We start from the raw sequence: 20135 nt of genomic DNA, 5'->3' as shown, positions 1-20135 counted from the left end.
ACCTTTATGGGTGGGGTAACAACTATGACTTTAGATGATCTTTTCTCTGCACGAAGCAATACAGCTCAGGCTGCAGATATTCACAACCTGAAGGCTATTCAGATCTCAATTGCAGCTCCGGAAGCAATTCGTGAGTGGTCTTTCGGTGAAGTTAAAAAGCCAGAAACCATCAACTACCGTACGTTCAAACCAGAACGCGACGGCCTTTTCTGTGCAAAGATCTTCGGCCCAGTAAAAGATTACGAGTGTAACTGCGGAAAATACAAGCGCATGAAGCACCGCGGCATCGTCTGCGAAAAGTGTGGCGTAGAAGTAATTGCTTCCAAAGTTCGTCGTGAACGTATGGGTCACATTGAGCTTGCAGCTCCTGTTGCACATATCTGGTTCCTTAAAACTCTGCCTTCCAAGATCGGTACACTGCTCGACATGACCATGTCTGATCTTGAGAAAGTATTGTACTTCGACTCTTTTGTTGTTCTTGATCCGGGTCAGACATCCCTTGCCAAGAATCAGGTTATCTCCGAAGACCATTACTTCCAGGTAATCGACCACTACGGCGAAGACGCAATCGTAGTTGGCATGGGTGCAGAAGCTATCCGCGGCCTCATCGAAGAGCTCAATCTTGAGACACTTCGTCATGAGCTGCGTGAAGAATCTCAGACTACCCGTTCTCAGACTAAAAAGAAAAAGCTTACAAAACGACTGAAGATTGTTGAGGCTTTCCTTGAGTCCAACAACCGTCCAGAATGGATGATTATGGAAGTTGTTCCGGTAATTCCACCAGAACTTCGTCCACTCGTACCTCTGGATGGCGGACGTTTCGCAACATCCGACCTCAACGACCTTTACCGTCGTGTAATTAACCGTAACAACCGCCTGAAGCGTTTGATGGAACTTGGTGCTCCTGAGATCATCATCCGTAACGAAAAACGTATGCTTCAGGAATCCGTTGACGCACTCTTCGACAACGGTCGCCGCGGTCGCGCAATTACCGGTACTAACGGTCGCCCACTGAAATCTTTGTCAGACATGATCAAAGGTAAACAGGGTCGTTTCCGTCAGAACCTTCTCGGTAAACGTGTTGACTACTCCGGTCGTTCCGTAATTGTAGTAGGTCCAAACCTTAAACTGCACCAGTGCGGTCTTCCTAAGAAGATGGCTCTTGAGCTGTTTAAGCCGTTCATCTACTCCAAGCTCGAAGAAAGAAACCTCGCCTCTACTATTAAGAGTGCGAAGAAAATGGTTGAACGAGAAGAGCTGGTAGTTTGGGATATCCTCGAAGAGGTTGTTCGCGAATACCCAATTCTCCTTAACCGTGCGCCGACACTTCACCGTCTCGGTATTCAGGCATTCGAACCTACCCTCGTTGAAGGTAAGGCTATTCGCCTGCACCCTCTCGTATGTTCCGCGTACAACGCTGACTTCGATGGTGACCAGATGGCTGTACACGTACCTCTTTCTGTGGAAGCGCAGATTGAAGCACGCGTACTTATGATGTCTACAAACAACATTCTTTCACCAGCTAACGGTTCTCCTGTTATCGTTCCTTCTCAGGATATCGTTCTCGGTCTGTACTACATGACTGTTGAGCGTTCTTTCGAGAAAGGCGAAGGCATGGAATTCTGCGGACGCTGGGAAGTTATTACAGCATACGACCATGGTCAGGTATCCCTGCATGCACGCATCAAGGTTCGCCTCGATAGCGGCCGCATCGTAGAAACCACCCCGGGTCGAGTTATCGTTTCTCAGATTCTGCCAAAAGGCATGAGCTTCGATCGTGCTAACGAAGTTATGACCAAGAAAAACATTGGTAAACTCGTAAGCTCCGCATACCGCGAATGCGGCATCAAAGCTTCTGTTCTTCTTTGTGACCGTCTCAAAAACTTAGGTTACGAGTACGGTACCCGCGCTGGTGTTACCATTGCGGTTAAAGACCTTGAGATTCCGGACAGCAAAAAAGGCATTCTGGAAAAATCTCAGGCAGAAGTTGACGAAATTGAACGCCAGTACCGCGAAGGTATCATTACCCGTACCGAGAAATACAACAAAATCGTTGATGTTTGGACTAAGACCACTCAGGACGTGTCCAACGAAATGATGAAACACATCTCCCGTGATATCATCAAAGACGAGAAGACTGGTAAAGAAGAGGCTAACCTCTCCTTCAACTCCATCTTCATGATGTCCAACTCCGGTGCTCGTGGTAACCAGGACCAGATGCGTCAGCTCGCAGGTATGCGTGGTCTGATGGCGAAACCGTCCGGTGAAATTATTGAAACACCAATTACATCTTCCTTCCGTGAAGGTCTTTCCGTGCTTCAGTACTTCACCTCTACTCACGGTGCTCGTAAAGGTCTTGCGGATACCGCGCTTAAAACCGCGAACTCCGGTTACCTTACCCGTCGTCTTGTTGACGTTGTACAGGACGTTATCATCGGCGAACACGATTGTGGTACTGTTGACGGCCTTGAACTCGGTCACCTCATTATCGGTGGTGAGATCAAAATGCGCCTCTCCGAGCGTGCAATCGGTCGTGTTGTTCTGTACCCGGTTATTGATCCGGTTACTAAAGAAGAAATCATTCCTGCAAATGGCCTGATCGACGAAGTACGCGCACAGCTGCTCGACGATCGTGGCATTAACTCCATCACCATCCGCTCTGCACTCACCTGTTCTTCCGAACACGGTATTTGTGCACTGTGTTACGGTCGTGACCTCGCTCGCGGTCGTCTCGTAAACTGCGGTGAAACTGTTGGTATTATTGCTGCTCAGTCAATTGGTGAACCAGGTACTCAGCTGACAATGCGTACATTCCACATTGGTGGTACTGCATCTACTCAGATTGAGAAATCCAGCATCGAAGCTCAGCACGCTGGTCGCATTGTGACCTCCCGTGTTAAAGCTGTTACCAACAAAGAAGGTTACCACCTTGTTCTTGGTAAATCCGGTCAGGTTTCCATTGTTGACGAACAGGGTCGTGAGCGTGAAAAATACATCCTGCCTAACGGTTCCCGTTTGAACGTAACCGAAGGTCAGGAAGTTGAAAAAGGTCAGGTAATCGCAGAATGGGATCCGTTTAACGAACCATTCGTATCTGAAGTTCCTGGTACTGTTAAGTTCACCGATATTATCGATGGCAAAACCTTCCAGGAAACTACTGACCTCGCTACTCAGATGGCAACACGTACCATTATTGAGTACCGTACAACCAACTTGAAGCCTTCCATCTCTATTTGTGATGAAGACGGCGAGCCTAAGTTCCGTGGTGATTCTTCCATCCCTGCGGTTTACCAGCTCCCAGTTGGCGCGATTATCATGATTCAGGATGGCCAGCAGCTTGAAGCGGGTGATGTTATCGCTCGTAAGCCGCGTGAAACATCCAAAACTAAAGATATCGTTGGTGGTCTTCCACGAGTTGCGGAACTCTTCGAGGTTCGCAAACCTAAAGACCTCGCTGTTGTTACAGAAATCGACGGTATCGTATCCTACGCAGGTGAAACAAAAGGTAAGCGTAAGCTTATGGTTACACCTGAGGTTGGCGAACCTAAAGAATACCTCGTACCAAAAGGTAAGCACATCACTGTTACCGAAGGTGACTTCGTTGAAGCAGGCGAACAGCTTACTGAAGGTCAGCCAGAACTTCACGATATCCTCCGCATTAAAGGCGAGAAATTCCTCGCTAACTACTTGTGTGAAGAGATTCAGGAAGTTTACCGCTTCCAGGGCGTAGGTATTGACGATAAGCACATTGAGATTATCGTTCGCCAGATGCTTAAGAAGGTATCCGTGCTTGATCCAGGTGAAACCAGCTTCCTCGTTGGTGAACAGGTCGACAAGCAGGAATTCCGTGATGAAAACAGAAAAGCTGTTGCTGAAGGTCGCAAACCTGCGAATGCTGAGCCATTGGTTCTCGGTATTACACAGGCTTCCCTCACAACATCTTCCTTCATCTCTGCGGCTTCCTTCCAGGAAACCACAAAAGTTCTTACCGAAGCTTCTCTGCGCGGCAAACGCGACAGACTGCGCGGTCTCAAAGAGAACGTTATTGTGGGTCGCCTCATTCCGGCTGGTTCCGGTTACCGCGACTTCGTTTCCGCAAACATCGAAGTACCTCAGCAGGAAGAACGTGCCGACAAGTTCCTCGACGAACTCGACGAGCCGGTTTACTCTGCAGGCGTTTAATACGCTATTCGCACTCAAAGCCCCCGCATCAACAGATGCGGGGGCTTTTTTTGTTGATAATACCGGCTGCCATTTGACTATCAATTAAAGTCATGCTCTTCTCATCATACACTCTCATTTTACTACGACTCACAGGAGACCACATGGCTGAAAAATACACACAGACAATCACACGGGAAGATCTGCCCGCTTTCTTCCGCAAGCTTGCAGACGCATGCGAATCTACGCCGGCTGAAGGGTTTCCAGATTGCACAAACGCAAAAAAAATACGTCTTGGAATCAAAGATGAATATGGCCAACTTACTGTCAAATTGAAACTGAGCGCCTACATAGATGAATGTGAAATTTGTGAAGACTGTGAATGCGGTGGCAGACGTCCTGATGGTCTTCCACGCTACAAGCGCTTAAAAAAACGCATGGCTTCAAGTTTTAAAGTCATATTTAAATCTCTACACCAAAATATTACACCGCCTGAAGAGGCTGTGCAGGACTTCATTACGGACTCCAGATTAATGACAAAATATCCGGGTAAAGGTGACCCGCTGTATGCTGAATACGACAAACTCACAGATATACTCGAAGAAGCATGGCAGAATAAAAACTTACAGAAATTCCATGAAACCGTAGATGCAATGAACCACATGAAAACAGAATGTCATCATAAGTATAAATAACGTGTCTTGCGGTTGGGGGGACACATGAAGTTCACTGCCGAACAGGAAAAAGATAATGCCAGACTTCTTGATACACTGCGTAACTACTCAGAAGAAGTTACAGAAAGAGACCATAAAATCTTTTTAACCATAATTTCTACAACGCTTGAAGACTGGCAGGCTCAGCAAATTATTGCTCCGGATACTCTTTATCCGAGGCAGCAACACGTCTTGGCTACCCATTGGCACCCAGAATTTGTTCCAATGGAGCTTAATAAAGAACGTATTGAGAAAATGTTCCCCAACCGTAAGGACGAACTCATTATCCCCACCCAGCATAATGAGTTACTTGCATATGGCGCTTATACAGGGACGGAAGTAGATTGTTATGCCAGCGGCTTTCAAGAAAAAGTTCAACTGCTTATTCACTTTGAGACAAGCAAACTTGAAGGGAATGACACCATGCTTCGTGCGATGCTTGCGCACACACGTAAGTACAGATCAAGTCAACTCTTCGACTTCATTCATTCATTTACCAAACCTGTAGAAGATCGCCTGCATAAAGCTTCCCGCAAAACAGGTGTTGATCCGGTTGCCGTAAAATTTGCCTGTACAGTTGTCGGAAAAATCGAACGCCTCCTGAACGAACACTGGGAGAATGTTCCCGAATTTTCCATACGTAATAAACTTATCCGAAACTACTTTGACGCCATGCGTCCACAGTTCGGACATCAATTCATCGACCGCGTCCAAACCTTTGTTCAGGAAGTAAAAAATCTCGTAAAAGCGAGCTTTCCTCTAGAATATTTCTATCGGGCATCTGAAATTATAGAAGAAACGCGAGGTATAGGCGGCTGTATCGTTATTCCTCATCCAGAACAATTTTGGCCGATCCTTCTTGGCCGATATGATGTTGATGGATACGAAGTCTGGAATCCACAATCCCACCGCTACACAGAGTTTCTTATCGATGTCGTAAACGAACACAACAAGCCCCGCAAAGGCGTTTGTAGAGAACTTCTCATTCTTATGGGCGATGACTGCCACCAAGGTGAAAAAACACGCAGAAAAGAAGAGCAGGACCCAGAAAAAACCGTACGAGAAATAGGACTGCAACCAGCGTGGGATGACCTTTGTATACAAAAAAAACTCATCCGCGGCGGCGTTACTCGAAAGAATGTTATTGAAGAGTATCGAAACCGTCTGTCAGGATAGATCTCGTTTTTTACGAAAATCCTGACTTTTCCCCGACAAATGGATATTTACGGCAACGTTATCTTGGAATTGGTAGAAACACTATGCTGATGTTTGAAGCACTGCACGAACATTTTACATTCCTCTTACTCGAAGTTCAGGGGCAAATAGATGCCACCCTGCAATTTTTGCTGCGGCCAACTAAAAGTTTGCGGCAGGAAATCGCTCTTCGTTGTGATCGTACTGCCAACATACAAACCGTGGTTGAAACGAAATGTTATTCCGAACTCCACTCAACGCATAAATTAACTCAAGCCGAGGTTAATAAATTACGCGCATTGCAGAAGATGGCTACGCACTTACATCTTATCGCTGAATTTTGCGTAAACATAACAGGACAAATGCGTTACCTGACCCGCTACAGCAAACTGAATCCTCACGAATTCACACCGTTTTTTACTGACATCCAAGAAGCATTGAAGCTTATCCGCCCCACTATTGATACAGGCGATCTCTCTACAGCACTCCAAATATGCCAGTATGAGCACACACTTGATGAAAAATACGAACAGGTGTTCTCTAAACTCATAACTGAAATAGATTCAGGCAAACAAGCATCAGGACATGTTACTGCTATTTTCATCTACCGCTATCTGGAACGCATCGGAGATTCTCTCCTACGCATAGGTGAAGCGCTCATCTGTATAACTATAGGTAATACCTTAAAAATATCACAATTTGATGCACTGCAAGAAACCCTGACACAATCAGGCTTCACAGGGTCAATGAATGAAGTCGACTATCGAGCAATCCTTGGAAGTCGTTCCGGCTGTTGTGTCGGAGTTGTAGAAACAGCAGATCAAGCAGAACATGCCCCACACGGCTCAATATACAAAGAAGGGTCGATTAATAAAATTAAGAAGGAAAAGGAAAACCTTGAGCGTTGGCAAAACCTGTTTCCTGCGCTAGTGCCGCACATCTACGGTTACCATGAAGGAACAGATAATGCCGCCCTACTCATTGAGTTGCTGCACGGCTGTACATTAGATGAAATAATTCTTCAGGCAGATCAATATGTAACAGACCGGGCTCTTACTGCACTAACAACAACCGTACAAAGTGTCTGGGAAACAACCAAGAATGTACATCCAGTTCCCACAAACTATATCCAACAGCTTGCAAGCAGACTGTCTCCTGTACTGAAAGTTCACCCCGCATCCGCACGGGATTCTCTTTCCATCGGCGGAATAAAAGCATTTTCAACTCGTGAACTCCTTGCCCAGTGCTCTCTCTTAGAAAAAGGTCTGACAGCTCCCTTTTCCGTTCTGATTCATGGCGATTTTAATATGAACAACATCGTATACAACAATCAGCAACAAACAGTTCGCTATATTGATCTTTACCGCTCAAGAGACTTTGACTACGTGCAGGATGCCTCCGTATTTCTTATCTCACTCTTTCGCCTGCCAATTTTTGAACCTGAACTTCGAGACAAGCTCAATAGAACCACAGAGACTTTCTACTCGTTTGTTCAAGAATTCTCCAAAACTCACGCTGATTCCACATTCGAAACCAGACTTACGTTTGCACTAGCTCGTTCCTTTTACACATCAACCCGATTCGAACTAAACCAGAGCTTTGCAAAACGAATGTACCTACGGGCACATTATCTTATGGAAAAACTTCTAAGCCACACGGGGAAGTGGAGTGCCTTTAAGCTTCCAGAGGATATTTTATACTACTGAGTTGGCGTGCGGCACGTAACCTGCCACCGGAAAAAACAAAGAAGCAACTAAACTCAGGATGGGTCACATGAAAATTGGTGTAATCGGCACCCCCGGCGGATGGTCTTCCGAGCTGTTAGCCGACACGGTTGCTGAAAAAACTGGATACAGATTACTGATTGATATGAAGGACATCCGCCTAGATCTGCATAACAATACCTGCTGGTTCAATGGCGTAAACCTGAATACCTTAAACGGTCTTATGATCAAAAAAGTCGGAGCATGGTACTCTCCCGCCTTACTTGATCGTTTAGAGATGCTCCGGTTCCTCAATGAAAACGGGCTGCCCGTTTTTTCAAAACCTTCAAGCATCATATCTGTACTGAACAGACTATCGTGCACAGCCTCTCTCAAACTTGCCGGTATCCCAATGCCGCCAACAACGTTGACAGAAAATGTCGAAGAAGCTCTGGCAACCGTAAAAGAATACGGAAAAGCTGTGTTCAAGCCTCTCTACTCTTCTAAAGGACGGGGAATGATTGTGGTGGAGAACAACACAGAAGCATACTCAACCATTGTTGAATACGCAGAACATTTCCCTCTCATGTACATACAAAAGGTTGTTGATTTAGAGGAAGATAAAGATCTTGGCGTTGTCTTCATTAAGGGAAAATACTTAACCACCTACGCCCGCTGTAAAGGAAACTCTTGGAACACAACAACAGCTTCAGGCGGGCACTATGCAAGCTATACACCTTCTCTTGAGATCATTGAATTGGCACGCAAGGCACAGGAGCTGTTTGATCTCGATTTTACCTGCGTTGATGTCGCCATTACTTCAGACGGACCAGTTGTCTTTGAGGTTTCAGCATTTGGCGGCTTCAAAGGTATCCTTAAGTCCAGCGGTATCAATGCAGCAAAACTCTATGTAGATTCTGTAGTTAAGGAACTGTCATGGACATAGATTTTTCAGATTTCACATCAGTCATTGATGCCGTGCGCAGTCGCTACCCAGCGACGTTCCGTCTGCAAATAACCTTCAATGGTTTCTATATTGATGTATTCACAAACAGTCTTCCTCTTAAACAAATTCTAACCGCCTACTTTCATGAATTCATTGTCGAAACCCCACAGGCTGATGTACACAGCACTGTAACGGTGCACGACGCTTCTTCCATAAGCTTTCCCTATTCCTACAAACTGGCAACGCCCTCAGCTCCGCATAAACCATGCAAGCATGAGTGGATTGATCTTTCTGGAGGAAGAATAGTTCACCACCGCATCACTGACATGCACTACTTCATAGGGAACGAACAAAACTGTATGGCTGGTCCCTGCCTTACAATGAAAAATCAAGTTGTGAACTTCATTAACAGCCGCTTTATTAAAAACAAAGTTGATGAAGGCTATCTGCTGGGACATGCCTCGGCAGTAGAACTTGATGGACATGGTATGATTATCAGTGGAGATTCCGGTGCAGGAAAATCTACTCTGGCGCTCCATATGGTTACAGCAGGAGCAAACTTTGTCAGTAATGACAGAGTGCTCATCAATAAAGACGGGACAGGTTTATTTTTCGGAACAGCACAGCAACCACGCATAAATCCGGGAACAGCATTGAACAACCCTTGTCTGGACAGTATACTTTCAGAACAGGAACACCATAAGTTCGAAAGCTTGCCTTCAGAACAACTGTGGACGACAGAAATAAAGTATGACGCGCTTATTCCAACCTACTATGGAGCAAACAGGTTTATCCCCCATGCTCCCCTCAGTGGTGTTGTCATTATGGACTGGGAACGAATTGATGTACCGGTGCAAATTAAACAACTTTCAGCTCAAAATGCATCCTATTTTATTAAGTATTTAATGAAGAAAAACGACCTGCTTTTTCTCCCAGAAAATAAAAACTATACAGACCCGACGTTACCAGATTATATACAGGCGCTTCGCGATATCCCGATATTTATTTTGCAAGGCGGCGTTAATTTTGCTGACGCTACACAAGCCTTACTATCAACCCTGAAACTTGAAACACAGCTTAATAATAAACAATGCAGCATGTAGAAATAACCAGAATGGTTTCCATTCCAGACCCTCGAAAAATTGAACGCTACCGCTCTGCTCCGCAGAACGGACCACGCATTCTCTTTTTCAGTGGCGGAACTGCATTACAGGGTGTTTCACGGGATATTATCCAATACACACATAATTCTATCCACCTGATTACCCCGTTTGATTCCGGTGGCAGTTCAGCGGTATTACGTAAAGAATTTTCAATGCCTGCCGTCGGTGATATCCGTAATCGCCTTATGTCACTTGCTGACAGTTCCATTCATGGAAATCCGGATATGTATTCCTTTTTCGCTCACAGGCTTGATAAGGAAGCATCCCAACAAGAACTGCGTTCTGAACTGTCTCACCTTTGTGACGGCACACACCCCCTTATGTTGGCTGTTCCATATCCCATGCGCAGCTTCATTCAAGCAAGTATGGTGTCTTTTAGAAGATCTGCATCTGAATCTTTTGATCTTCGCGGTGCAAGTCTTGGTAACCTTGTTCTTGCAGCTGAATACCTTGATCACGGCAGACACCTTTCTCCGGTCATTTACCTTTTCTCCAAACTGGCTGAAGTGCGGGGGCTTGTCCGGCCTATCGCCAATGTTACTGCTCAACTGGCTGTTTCTCTTACTGATGGAACAACTATTGTCGGGCAGCATCTCATTACAGGGAAGGAAGCTGCACCGTTACACTCAAAAATTAACAACATATGGCTTGCAGCATCACAACATGACCCGACACCGATCACTGTAAGCATTCCTCAACGCACACAGGAACTTATCCACAGTGCAGAGCTTATCTGCTACCCAATGGGAAGCTTTTACTCCAGTGTCATCGCCAACCTGCTGCCTAAAGGTGTAGGAACTAGCATTGCACAAACAAACTGCCCGAAAATCTTTATTCCTAATACAGGAACTGATGTAGAACTTGCAGGACATACTCTATCCGAGCAGATAGAAACACTGCTACATCATTTGAAAAAAGACTCTCCAAATACAATTTCCACCAAAGATGTGCTGAACCTGATCGTCGTTGATTCTGATTCTACGCGATATAATGGCTCCCTCAACAATGATATGCTGTCACGAGAAGGCATTGATGTGGTATCCTGCAACGTAATTACAAAAAACAGCTCACCATACATAGATGCCGCAGTGCTAAACAAGGTTCTCTTATCTCTTTGCTAGCAGTGCCGGCATGAGGAGAGACACATGGAAAAAAAGAAAATTCACATATCAGGAAAAATGCCTTGCGATCTCGCAGTATCGCATATCGAATGTTTTCTTGATGGAATACGCAGCGGCAGTGTTGTTATTGAAGAAGGGCATGAAAAAATAGTCCTGCATCCCGATGCCGAAATTGAAATGAATATTGAGGCAAAAACCAAGTACGAAAAACAACGTCTTGTCATTTCACTAGAATGGACAACACAGGGTGCTTCCCATACCCATTCTCCCCACCATTCCCACGGAAAGCATAAATCACACCGCAGCGGTAACTTTATAAAACATGCCCACTCGCATGGCCCCGGACACCATGATGAGCTCTACGACGGGCATCACGGCGATCATCACTCCGAACATCCCGAAGGCTTCCACTCTCACTACCACTGTCACGGAAAAGATGAACACCAGCTCTGCCATACTCACGAACATGCAGAAGGCCATCATGATATGCATCACGGCTGTTGTCAGGGAAAAGATCATGAGCCTCATGACGGATGCTGTGCAGAGCATCACTACGGCGCGACTGCTTCATCAGAACAGGCAGACCCAACAGACACAAACGATCACCATGGCAACCACGTTCATGGATATAGAGGGTGTTGCGAAGGCAAAACACACACTCCACATGCTGGATGTTGTGCAGAACACAATTATGGTGAAGATCTGGAATCGGCTGAGATGAAAGATAGTCACAAGAAAAAAGACAGTGCAAAAAAAGAACGTGTCGCTAAAGAAAAAAGCGAAGATAAGAAAAAAAAGCCTGCTAAATCGGATGAGAAAAGCAAAACTCCTAAGGCAAAAAAGAAAGAAAAATAGCCTCTCCATCAAGTCATTGCACTGCTTCTTTGATTCAAAAAAACAATACGCACGGGATATTTCATTCTGCCTTGTTTACCGCACTGCACTCTCCTAATAAGACACAAAAAAGCTCCCTTTAAACAAAGGGAGCTTTCTCATATCCTATTTCTGTAACTGAAAATTACAGGTAGCTTGCTGTGACAATAACAATGCCGCACAGAAAGCTGATAACAATTGCCGGCTTACCACCAAAGGCTCTGTACGCTTGGTTTTGTCCGGCTGAGCGCATTTTCCATACCATCACGCAAGGGATAAAGATTGCGATGATGGTGAATGCAGCACCGGCATGTCCCAACGCGGCAATAAAGCCATTAGGGGCAAGAAGAGATGCGGCAAGCGGTGGTACAAATACCATTGCAGTGGTTCCTGCGCGACTTGCTTTGTCATCAGTACGACGGAAGGTTTCTGCTACAAGATCAAACAAAGCAAATGAAACACCGATAAAAGAAGTAATGAGTGCAAGTGAAGCAAACAGAGACAAAATAGTGGAAACCCAAGTAGAGCCACCACTCATCTGGTTAATAAGCACATCTACGTTTGCCATTGTCGCAAGTTGATCCGGAGTTGCGCTGCCAAGAGCAAGGGTCAACCAAGTAAAGTAGCAGATAAACGGAATAGTACTTCCGACAATAAGAATACGAACAAGCGTTTTCTTATCATCACCAATGTAATTTACAATACTCGGCAAACACGGATGATACCCGAAAGAGGTAAATAACACAGGCAAAGACATGATCAGAACTTTTGCCTTCGGCTGTCCCACCGCTAGATTCTCTACATTAAGCTGTCCGCCAAGAGTCGCAAAACAAACAACCATGGCAACAAGCATTCCGATAAATAAATACTTATTTGCAGTCACAACAGAATTTGTACCCGAAAACAAGAGTGCGGCGCTGATCACGGTAAATATCAATGTTCCAAGACGAGCATCAATACCTGTATTCGTGGCAATAATTCCCCCCATCCCTGTCAGATAGGCAACAAGCAGACAGTAAAACAAAAAGAAAACACTGCCTGTTCCCAAAACCTGTCCTGGACGTCCGAGAATTTTATGAGTCATATGGTTAAGGTTAACACCCTTACCAAATTCAATATTAATTTCGAGCAGAAGCAGGGCCACGTAGATTGCTACAAACCACATGAACAATAAGACCAAAGAACCTGTAACAAACCCTAGACTTCCGATTGCCATTGGAAGTCCAAGCATTCCCGCCCCGATGGATGTGCCTGCAACAATGCTGATGGCACCAAGATTTTTTGAAAGCATACCTCTCCCTTTTTCATAGTACTGCATCACACCCCACTCAGCCTATGAACAAAAGGCAATGTGCTTTACTGCAATGCTGTGTCTATTGCATTAACTATGACAACGCAAAACAAATGCTGTGCATATTTTTTTGACAATTTTGTATACTAATTCACTGCAACAATGCAGTAATCCTTTAGCGAAGATAAGTCCTACACATGGCGTTTGTGTAAATCAAGTGCATTTCGCTATAGATGAAGTTCACATATTTGTTATTTTACAGTCTTTTCCACCTGCTACAACAGTTTCTTCTCGCGTAAAAACAAGTTGTTACAAGACATAAACACACTTTACAGTGTTTACCCAAAAAAAGAGAGCGTTGTTCAACCGTCTGTTTTTTAAAAATTTTTTTTATGCATTTTTAGACATGAAAAAAAATACTCCCCCTCTTACCTCTGTAGTAGGCTCTGTCATACACCTTCGCATCACATACCTTTTTCAAGTCATGCGTAGAAAAAAAAGGACCAATCAACAGTTGCTGTTGACTAGTCCTTTTTTCAAATAACACTCGGAATATATGCTAAAAATAGCCCTCAATACCGAATTTCTCTTTCACAAGTTCCTTCACAACATCTTGACGATGACAAGCAACTTTGTGGTCATTCCCTACATCCAGAAGTACCGGTTCCTCACGGGAACACACATCAATGCAGAATGGACAACGCGTATGGAAACGGCAACCGCTTGGCGGGTTCAAAGGACTAGGAACATCTCCTTCCAAAACAATGCGGTTCGGCTCTGCTGCAACTTCAGGGTTCGGAATACCAGAAAGCAACGCGTGAGTATAAGGGTGTAACGGATTGCTGAACAACTCATCCGTCGGGCATGTCTCAATACATTTTCCCAAGTACATAACAGCGATACGCGTAGAAATGTATTTAACAACCAACAAGTGGTGCGTCACAAACAAGTATGTAAGATTCAGTTCCTTACGCAATTTATCAAGCAAATTTAGAATCTGTGCCTGTACTGAAACATCCAACGCACTTGTCGGCTCATCAAGAACGATAAATTCTGGAGAAGCTGCAATTGCACGGGCAACAGCAATGCGCTGGCGTTGACCACCGGAAAACTCATGCGGATAACGCATAAGGTGCATGCGAGAAAGTCCAACCATTTCCAAAATGGAAACAATCTTTTTTTCAAGCTCACGAGCACTCAGTTTTTCCTGTTCTTTAATCGGCTCAGCAATAATATGCTTAATCAGCATACGAGGGTTCAAGGACGTTGTCGGGTCCTGAAACACCATCTGCAACCGACTGCGAATACCCGCATTCTTCATCTGGCGATTAGACATCTTTGCCAGATCCATTGGGTCGCCGTCTTCAGGATAATAAATGGCTTCGCCACCTGTGGGAGCATGCAAATTGATAATGGCTTTACCTGTCGTCGTTTTACCGCAACCAGACTCGCCAACCACCCCGAGGCATTCCCCGCGGTAGATATCAAGATCAATGCCATCCAAGGCTTTTACAGAATTCACCTGCCGTTTCAACACACCACCAAAAACAGGGTAATGCTTCTCAAGCCCTTTAAGCTCAATTATCTTCTTTTTCATGAGAGTCCCCCGATAACCCTGTCTGCATGGTGACATGCTACCAAATGCCCCGGAATCAATTCCTTCAGTTCCGGCTTATCAGTGGAACACTTATCCATTGCTTTCGGACAACGTGGATGGAATCTACATCCGGACGGTGGATTCACAAGGTTCGGCACGCTCCCTTCAATAGACTGCAACTCACCTTCCTGATTAAATTTAGGAACAGAAGTAAGCAAAGCCTGTGTGTAAGGGTGTAATGGAGTAGAAAATACATCCTTCACATCACCTGTTTCACACAACGTTCCTGCATACATAACCCCTACCTTTTCACATGTTTCCGCCACAACACCAAGGTCATGGGTAATGAGAAGAATTGAGGAGATGCTTTCTTTCTTCAGATCATTTAACAACTGAAGAATCTGTGCCTGAACTGTCACGTCAAGGTTGGATGTCGCCTCATCCGCAATAAGCAACGTTGGATGACATGCAAGAGCGATTGCAATAACAATTCGCTGTTTCATCCCGCCAGAAAGGTTATGCGGGTAACGGGTGACAATCTCTTCAGGGTTAGCAATGCCCAGTTTGCCGATTATCTTGATAGCACGCTGCAATGCTTCTTTCTTCACAGGCTTATCCCACCATTTTAAAAATGGCACCTGAGAACAGAACTTCAAAAGTGGAGCTTTAGGATTCTTAGCCGCAACCCCAAGCATTGCTCGATAATACGGAGTAAGAAGTCCGTAAGATTCACCGGAGTCAATTGCATCACAGATCTTTTGGCTCATCTCCGCTACGCGGTGAAAGAGAAAACTCTCTGCAACTTGATCTCCAATTGTAATAACCGGATTCAACGCTGCATTCGGCTCCTGAAAGATCATGGAAATTGAATCACCGCGGACACTCTCCATCTCTTCTTCAGTCAAAGCGAGTAAATCAACAGGTTCGGCATCTGCTTTCTCAGAAAACAAAACTTTGCCGCCTTCAATAACTCCCGGAGATTGAATAACACGAAGCATTGAACGAACAGTTACCGATTTACCACAACCGGACTCACCTACAAGCCCGAAAGTGCATCCATGGTCAATAGACAAGCTAAACTTATCCAGCGCCTTTACCGCACCCTCGTATGTATAGAAGTTCGTAGTAAGATCTTGTGCTTTAAGTAGAACAGCCATGCTAGCGTCTCCTCAACTTAGGATCAAAGGCATCACGCAAAGCATCACCCAGCAGGTTCCAAGCCAGCACAAAGAGAATAATACAGATACCCGGGAAGAAGATTGTGTACCAGAACTGAAGCGGATCGTTAGACGGCCCCACAATATAGTTTCGGGCAAGGGCTACCATTTGCCCCCAGTCTGCATACCCTTTCGGAGCACCGAGCCCGACGAAGCTCATAAACGATGCACTGATTACCATAGACCCCATATCCATAGATCCCATAATCAATACAGGATAAATGGAGTTCGGGAGAATGTGGCGAAGAATAATTTTACAATCAGAAACACCCATCAACTTTGCAGCTTGAACAAACTCTTGGTTACGCAGCTTCAGTACTTCTGAACGAATAACTCGCACGTACCACCGCCACTCAACAAGAGCCAAGGCAATCATAATGTTTTCCAACCCCCTTCCGAAAGCAACAACAATCGTCATTGCCAGAACAAGGAGCGGAATCGACCACACTATGTCCACAAATCGCATTAAAAATTCATCAAACCATCCGCCGTAATATCCAGCAAGAACCCCTAATGTAATACCCACAAAACCGGCAATACCTACAACAAACAAGCCGATTTTAAATGCAGTACGAGTTCCCCATACTACACCGTAAAAAATGTCATACTGACCAGAGGTCGTACCCATAATAAAACGCTCAGAAGGAGCCTTAGGGGTTGGAGAAAACCCTTTGTGCGGCATCTTGTAAGGCGCATGTGCATATTTAGGCGGTGCAATATACGGAGCTGCAATAGCAACGCCGATAAAAAAGGATAATAGAACCACACCAATTACAGCGGAAGGATTCCGAAAAATACGTGCAAGAGTAAATTTAAGCTCACGAAGGCGAGGATGCTCATGAGCCTGTACGGCAGTCATAGCTGTACTTGTTTCCATAAGCGCCTTCCTAGTGGAGCCTGATTCTAGGATCAACATATGCGTACATAATGTCGATAATCAGGTTTGAAGTTACAAAGACAAGCCCCACGAACATACAGACGCTCATAAGAACCGGCATATCAAGCTGTGTAGCCGATTCTGCAAGCCACCACCCCATGCCTTGGCGGTTGAAGACAACCTCAACGGCAATGGAGCCTTCCATAGAAAGTGCAACAAGCTGACCAGCAACGGTAATTACCGGAATAAGGGCATTTTTCTTTGCATGTTTCTTATAGATTGTTTTAAAATCTGCGCCCTTTGCCTTAGCTGTGATGACATAGTCTTTATTCATTTCTTCGATCATGCCGGAACGCATAACACGCATCAGTAACGCAACGACAACAATAACCTGCGTTACAACAGGTAAGACCAGATGACTGAGTGCATTCAGAGTAATATCAAGTCTGCCGTTTAATAATCCGTCGATAGAATACATGCCGGTGTAGCGCACAAACTTGTCAGGATTATTGGCAACCCAAAGTGACAGATCGCTTGAAAGAATCCCCGGAGAAAACATGTCCAGATATCCATAAAAGACCATCAAAAGAATCAGCGCAAAAAGGAAGGTAGGCAACGACCATCCGACAATCGCGGCAATACGCGTCGAATGGTCAAAAAAGGAGTCGCGATGAACTCCCGACATCGTCCCCAGCCAGATCCCTACTATGATAACAAGCGGTGACGCAAAAAGGTTAAGCTCAAGAGTGGTCGGAAAGTAATTCCAGAAAGCCTGAGCAACCGGACGGGCAGCAACAAGGGACCAGCCAAGATTGCCGTCTGCAACCTGCTCAACCCATTTGCCGTACTGAACATAAAAAGGCTTATCCAGCCCGTATTTTTGTATAATAAGCGGAATATTTTCTGCTTGCTTAGGTGTGGTCACATAAGCAGCTGCGCGTCGTTCCGGACTGAAGGTAGAGAGCAATCCAAAAATAAGGATTGATACACCGAACAGAACAAACACTAGAAAAAGTAGCCGCCGAATAATATAAGCAGTCATGACATCCCATAAATGCCCCGAAGGAAAACCTTCGGGGCATTGCGTTTCGAGTTATCTAATTAATTCTTCTTCAGCAGCTTCAGGTTTTCCCATTCATGATCGAGCATCGGATGCGGTATAAATCCGTCGATGTTTGAACGGTACGCAAAGTGATCAACCTTCTGGTAAAGAATTACGCCAGGCGCATCTTCGTACCAAAGATCTTGCATGCGGTAGTACGCATCACGGCGTTTTTCAGGATCAATCTCGAAACGTGCATAGCGTGCAAGCTTATCCACTTCTTCGTTTTTGTATCCCATGTACTTACCGTACACACCGGTTGATGCCATAAAGGTAGTGAGGAAGTTGTCAGGATCAGGGTAGTCTGCACCCCAACCGATAATGAAAAGCGGGTACTGGAATTTACGGTAAGCTACGTTGTAATCTTTCCAGTCAACGTTACGTACTTCAATCTGGAACTTAGGGTTCAGGGACATAATGTTTTCAGCAATCATAAGCGCTGCTGCTTCGCGCTGGGCATTACCTGTATTGTGGGTAATAACCATTTTGAAGCCTTTCTCCCAAACTTTACCGCCCCATGCTTTTTTCATGCACTCAGCAGCTTTTTCCAAATCATACTCATACACAGGCTCTTCTTTTGAGTATGGAAGCCCTTTTGCGTTTGGAGTAGTAGGAATAGTAACGTTATTGTTCCATACATCTTCAATGTACATCTGGCGATCAAATGCATGCAGGAATGCTTTACGCACGTTAATATCCGCAAAGAAGTCGGAAGGAATACCCTCACCGTCGAGCTTGCCTGAACCAATGTTCGGGTTCGCTTCAGGGTTAATTTTCTGACAGAACATAGCGCCAGTTACAGAAAGCTGCGGCACTGAGAACAATTTAATATTGTCCATATCCTGCACTTCAGTAAGGTACTGTGCATCAACAGTAACACGGTCTGCGTCACCATTCTGCAATGCAAGCTTACGGGAACTCCATTCTTTGTTGTAACGGATAATTGCGGTGTTAAGCTGTGGCTTCTCGCCCCAGTAGTTATCGCTACGCTGGAAAATAAATTCGTTTGAAGGAGCCCATTTCACCATCTTGTACGGGCCGGTACCGTTCGCAATTTTCTGTAATGGTTCTGCACCAAAAGCCGGACCGTTGTATTTAGCTGCATTTTTGACTGTACCATCCCAACCACCGTTGGCCATAGTCCATTCCTTATCTAAAATAACGCCACCGTAGGAGTATGCGAGTACAGCGAGCAAAGGAGGGAATGGCTTTGGAAGATGAATAATTACGGAATCACCTTTTACGTCAATGGACTTATCAATTGTTTCAAAAATTCCGTCGATAATTTTACCATCTTTACGGGTAGAAGAAACACCTGCAACGGCCTCAAGCATCATCCACATAGGACCACCTTCCTGGTCGACAACCATGTGGCGCTTAAGGGAGTATGCAACGTCCTCCGCGGTAAGATCGTTACCGTTATGGAACTTCACACCCTTACGAATTTTAAACTCGTAGGTCTTACCTTCGTCACGAATGCCACCATTCTCAACAGAAGGAACCTCTGTAGCGAGAACCGGTGCAAATTTATCCGTAGCTGAACCATCAAAAAAGATAAGAGATTCATAAATGTTCATGATACGCTGATGCGACACAACATCATAAGCACACGCAGGGTCAAGAGTACGGACAGTACCATAGCTTTCGAATACAAATGTGTCTTTCGGGGATGCTGCAACAGCAGCAGATGCCATCAAAAGCACACATGCAAATGCTAATATAATTCGTTTCACCCTAACCTCCTTAATGTCGAAGAGTGCAACGACGCTTCAACAGGTAACAAGTAACAAGTGGCAGTAAACAACACAGTATAAAATCGTTTAACTCATGACACAGTGTTTACCTTATCGCAAGCACCCAACAACATTAACTTTCTATACAACAATGTAAAAAACCAATATTATCAAACCACAAAACCCTGATGAAGTGCCACCAAATCAGCATTTTCTGCGCATATCAGCATATCAAATGCCAACATCAAGCCACTGCGCTGCTATTATAAAATGAAGTTCAACTTTTTTATTATATTACATCACACTTTCTTATTTTTTCATTGTGATGAAAGCATCAGCTCCGTCCTACGCTCCCACTTGTTGCACAATTAAACACAGTCTCCACTCTCTTCCTCCTTCCATGCACTTTAAAAAATGTACTTCTATGCTAGTGACTCTTTGACT

14 protein-coding genes are annotated in these 20135 nt (G+C 44.9%); 8 read left to right on the top strand and 6 right to left on the bottom strand.

The annotated features are described in order from the left end of the window. The first annotated feature begins 24 nt into the window (after positions 1 to 24). The 8 genes from rpoC (at position 25) to QZY95_RS10680 (ending at position 11856) form a co-directional block, all read left to right on the top strand. Positions 25 to 4182 (top strand): DNA-directed RNA polymerase subunit beta', encoded by a 4158-nt coding sequence (gene rpoC, locus QZY95_RS10715; protein ID WP_290923282.1) that lies wholly within the window; start codon positions 25 to 27, stop codon positions 4180 to 4182. A 143-nt stretch (positions 4183 to 4325) separates the two neighbouring features. After that, positions 4326 to 4856, top strand: coding sequence for a GAK system XXXCH domain-containing protein (locus QZY95_RS10710; RefSeq protein ID WP_290923280.1), 531 nt, complete (start codon positions 4326 to 4328; stop codon positions 4854 to 4856). A gap of 24 nt (positions 4857 to 4880) precedes the next feature. Next, positions 4881 to 6050 (top strand): hypothetical protein, encoded by a 1170-nt coding sequence (locus QZY95_RS10705; RefSeq protein WP_290923278.1) that lies wholly within the window; start codon positions 4881 to 4883, stop codon positions 6048 to 6050. Between the two features lie 83 nt (positions 6051 to 6133). Next, positions 6134 to 7774 (top strand): PhoU domain-containing protein, encoded by a 1641-nt coding sequence (locus QZY95_RS10700; RefSeq protein ID WP_290923276.1) that lies wholly within the window; start codon positions 6134 to 6136, stop codon positions 7772 to 7774. A gap of 67 nt (positions 7775 to 7841) precedes the next feature. Beyond that, a complete protein-coding gene (locus QZY95_RS10695; protein WP_290923274.1) occupies positions 7842 to 8717 on the top strand; it encodes a GAK system ATP-grasp enzyme in 876 nt (291 codons plus the stop codon). Beyond that, on the top strand, positions 8708 to 9820 hold the full coding sequence (locus QZY95_RS10690) for an HprK-related kinase B (RefSeq protein ID WP_290923272.1): 1113 nt from the start codon (positions 8708 to 8710) through the stop codon (positions 9818 to 9820). Before QZY95_RS10695 ends, QZY95_RS10690 begins: the two co-directional genes overlap by 10 nt. Positions 9821 to 9831: 11 nt before the next feature. Beyond that, complete coding sequence (locus QZY95_RS10685; RefSeq protein ID WP_290923270.1) at positions 9832 to 11001, top strand: GAK system CofD-like protein; 1170 nt, start codon at positions 9832 to 9834, stop codon at positions 10999 to 11001. Positions 11002 to 11025: 24 nt separating this feature from the next. Then, positions 11026 to 11856, top strand: coding sequence for an amphi-Trp domain-containing protein (locus QZY95_RS10680; RefSeq protein ID WP_290923268.1), 831 nt, complete (start codon positions 11026 to 11028; stop codon positions 11854 to 11856). Between the two features lie 163 nt (positions 11857 to 12019). Here the strand turns inward: QZY95_RS10680 and QZY95_RS10675 are convergent, their stop codons facing one another. From QZY95_RS10675 to QZY95_RS10650, 6 genes are all read right to left on the bottom strand, one after another. Further along, positions 12020 to 13165, bottom strand: coding sequence for an aromatic amino acid transport family protein (locus QZY95_RS10675; protein ID WP_290923266.1), 1146 nt, complete (start codon positions 13163 to 13165; stop codon positions 12020 to 12022). 559 nt (positions 13166 to 13724) lie between these two features. Continuing rightward, the gene (locus QZY95_RS10670; protein WP_290923265.1) at positions 13725 to 14762 is read right to left on the bottom strand and encodes an oligopeptide/dipeptide ABC transporter ATP-binding protein; all 1038 of its coding nucleotides are present in this window, start codon (positions 14760 to 14762) and stop codon (positions 13725 to 13727) included. Next, positions 14759 to 15919: an ABC transporter ATP-binding protein gene (locus QZY95_RS10665; RefSeq protein WP_290923264.1), complete on the bottom strand. Its 1161-nt coding sequence runs from the start codon at positions 15917 to 15919 to the stop codon at positions 14759 to 14761. The genes QZY95_RS10670 and QZY95_RS10665 overlap by 4 nt, the downstream gene beginning before the upstream one ends. A 1-nt stretch (position 15920) precedes the next feature. Continuing rightward, the gene (locus tag QZY95_RS10660; RefSeq protein ID WP_290923262.1) at positions 15921 to 16856 is read right to left on the bottom strand and encodes an ABC transporter permease; all 936 of its coding nucleotides are present in this window, start codon (positions 16854 to 16856) and stop codon (positions 15921 to 15923) included. 10 nt (positions 16857 to 16866) lie between these two features. Continuing rightward, positions 16867 to 17898 carry an ABC transporter permease gene (locus tag QZY95_RS10655; RefSeq protein WP_290923260.1) on the bottom strand — a complete coding sequence of 344 codons (1032 nt, stop codon included), beginning with the start codon at positions 17896 to 17898 and terminating at the stop codon, positions 16867 to 16869. 59 nt (positions 17899 to 17957) lie between these two features. After that, on the bottom strand, positions 17958 to 19691 hold the full coding sequence (locus tag QZY95_RS10650; RefSeq protein ID WP_290923257.1) for an ABC transporter substrate-binding protein: 1734 nt from the start codon (positions 19689 to 19691) through the stop codon (positions 17958 to 17960). Positions 19692 to 20135: the final 444 nt, after the last annotated feature.

The organism is Halodesulfovibrio sp. (assembly GCF_015482765.1).
Classification (GTDB): Bacteria; Desulfobacterota; Desulfovibrionia; order Desulfovibrionales; family Desulfovibrionaceae; genus Halodesulfovibrio.
Note: the sequence above shows the minus strand (reverse complement) of the source record. Positions and strands in the feature narration are given on the sequence as shown.

Excerpts from the sequence above, each read along its gene's own strand:
- rpoC (WP_290923282.1), top strand. The coding sequence starts at position 25 with ATGACTTTAGATGATCTTTTCTCTGCACGAAGCAATACAGCTCAGGCT.
- QZY95_RS10710 (WP_290923280.1), top strand. The coding sequence starts at position 4,326 with ATGGCTGAAAAATACACACAGACAATCACACGGGAAGATCTGCCCGCT.
- QZY95_RS10705 (WP_290923278.1), top strand. The coding sequence starts at position 4,881 with ATGAAGTTCACTGCCGAACAGGAAAAAGATAATGCCAGACTTCTTGAT.
- QZY95_RS10700 (WP_290923276.1), top strand. The coding sequence starts at position 6,134 with ATGCTGATGTTTGAAGCACTGCACGAACATTTTACATTCCTCTTACTC.
- QZY95_RS10695 (WP_290923274.1), top strand. The coding sequence starts at position 7,842 with ATGAAAATTGGTGTAATCGGCACCCCCGGCGGATGGTCTTCCGAGCTG.
- QZY95_RS10690 (WP_290923272.1), top strand. The coding sequence starts at position 8,708 with ATGGACATAGATTTTTCAGATTTCACATCAGTCATTGATGCCGTGCGC.
- QZY95_RS10685 (WP_290923270.1), top strand. The coding sequence starts at position 9,832 with ATGGTTTCCATTCCAGACCCTCGAAAAATTGAACGCTACCGCTCTGCT.
- QZY95_RS10680 (WP_290923268.1), top strand. The coding sequence starts at position 11,026 with ATGGAAAAAAAGAAAATTCACATATCAGGAAAAATGCCTTGCGATCTC.
- QZY95_RS10675 (WP_290923266.1), bottom strand. The coding sequence starts at position 13,165 with ATGCTTTCAAAAAATCTTGGTGCCATCAGCATTGTTGCAGGCACATCC.
- QZY95_RS10670 (WP_290923265.1), bottom strand. The coding sequence starts at position 14,762 with ATGAAAAAGAAGATAATTGAGCTTAAAGGGCTTGAGAAGCATTACCCT.
- QZY95_RS10665 (WP_290923264.1), bottom strand. The coding sequence starts at position 15,919 with ATGGCTGTTCTACTTAAAGCACAAGATCTTACTACGAACTTCTATACA.
- QZY95_RS10660 (WP_290923262.1), bottom strand. The coding sequence starts at position 16,856 with ATGGAAACAAGTACAGCTATGACTGCCGTACAGGCTCATGAGCATCCT.
- QZY95_RS10655 (WP_290923260.1), bottom strand. The coding sequence starts at position 17,898 with ATGACTGCTTATATTATTCGGCGGCTACTTTTTCTAGTGTTTGTTCTG.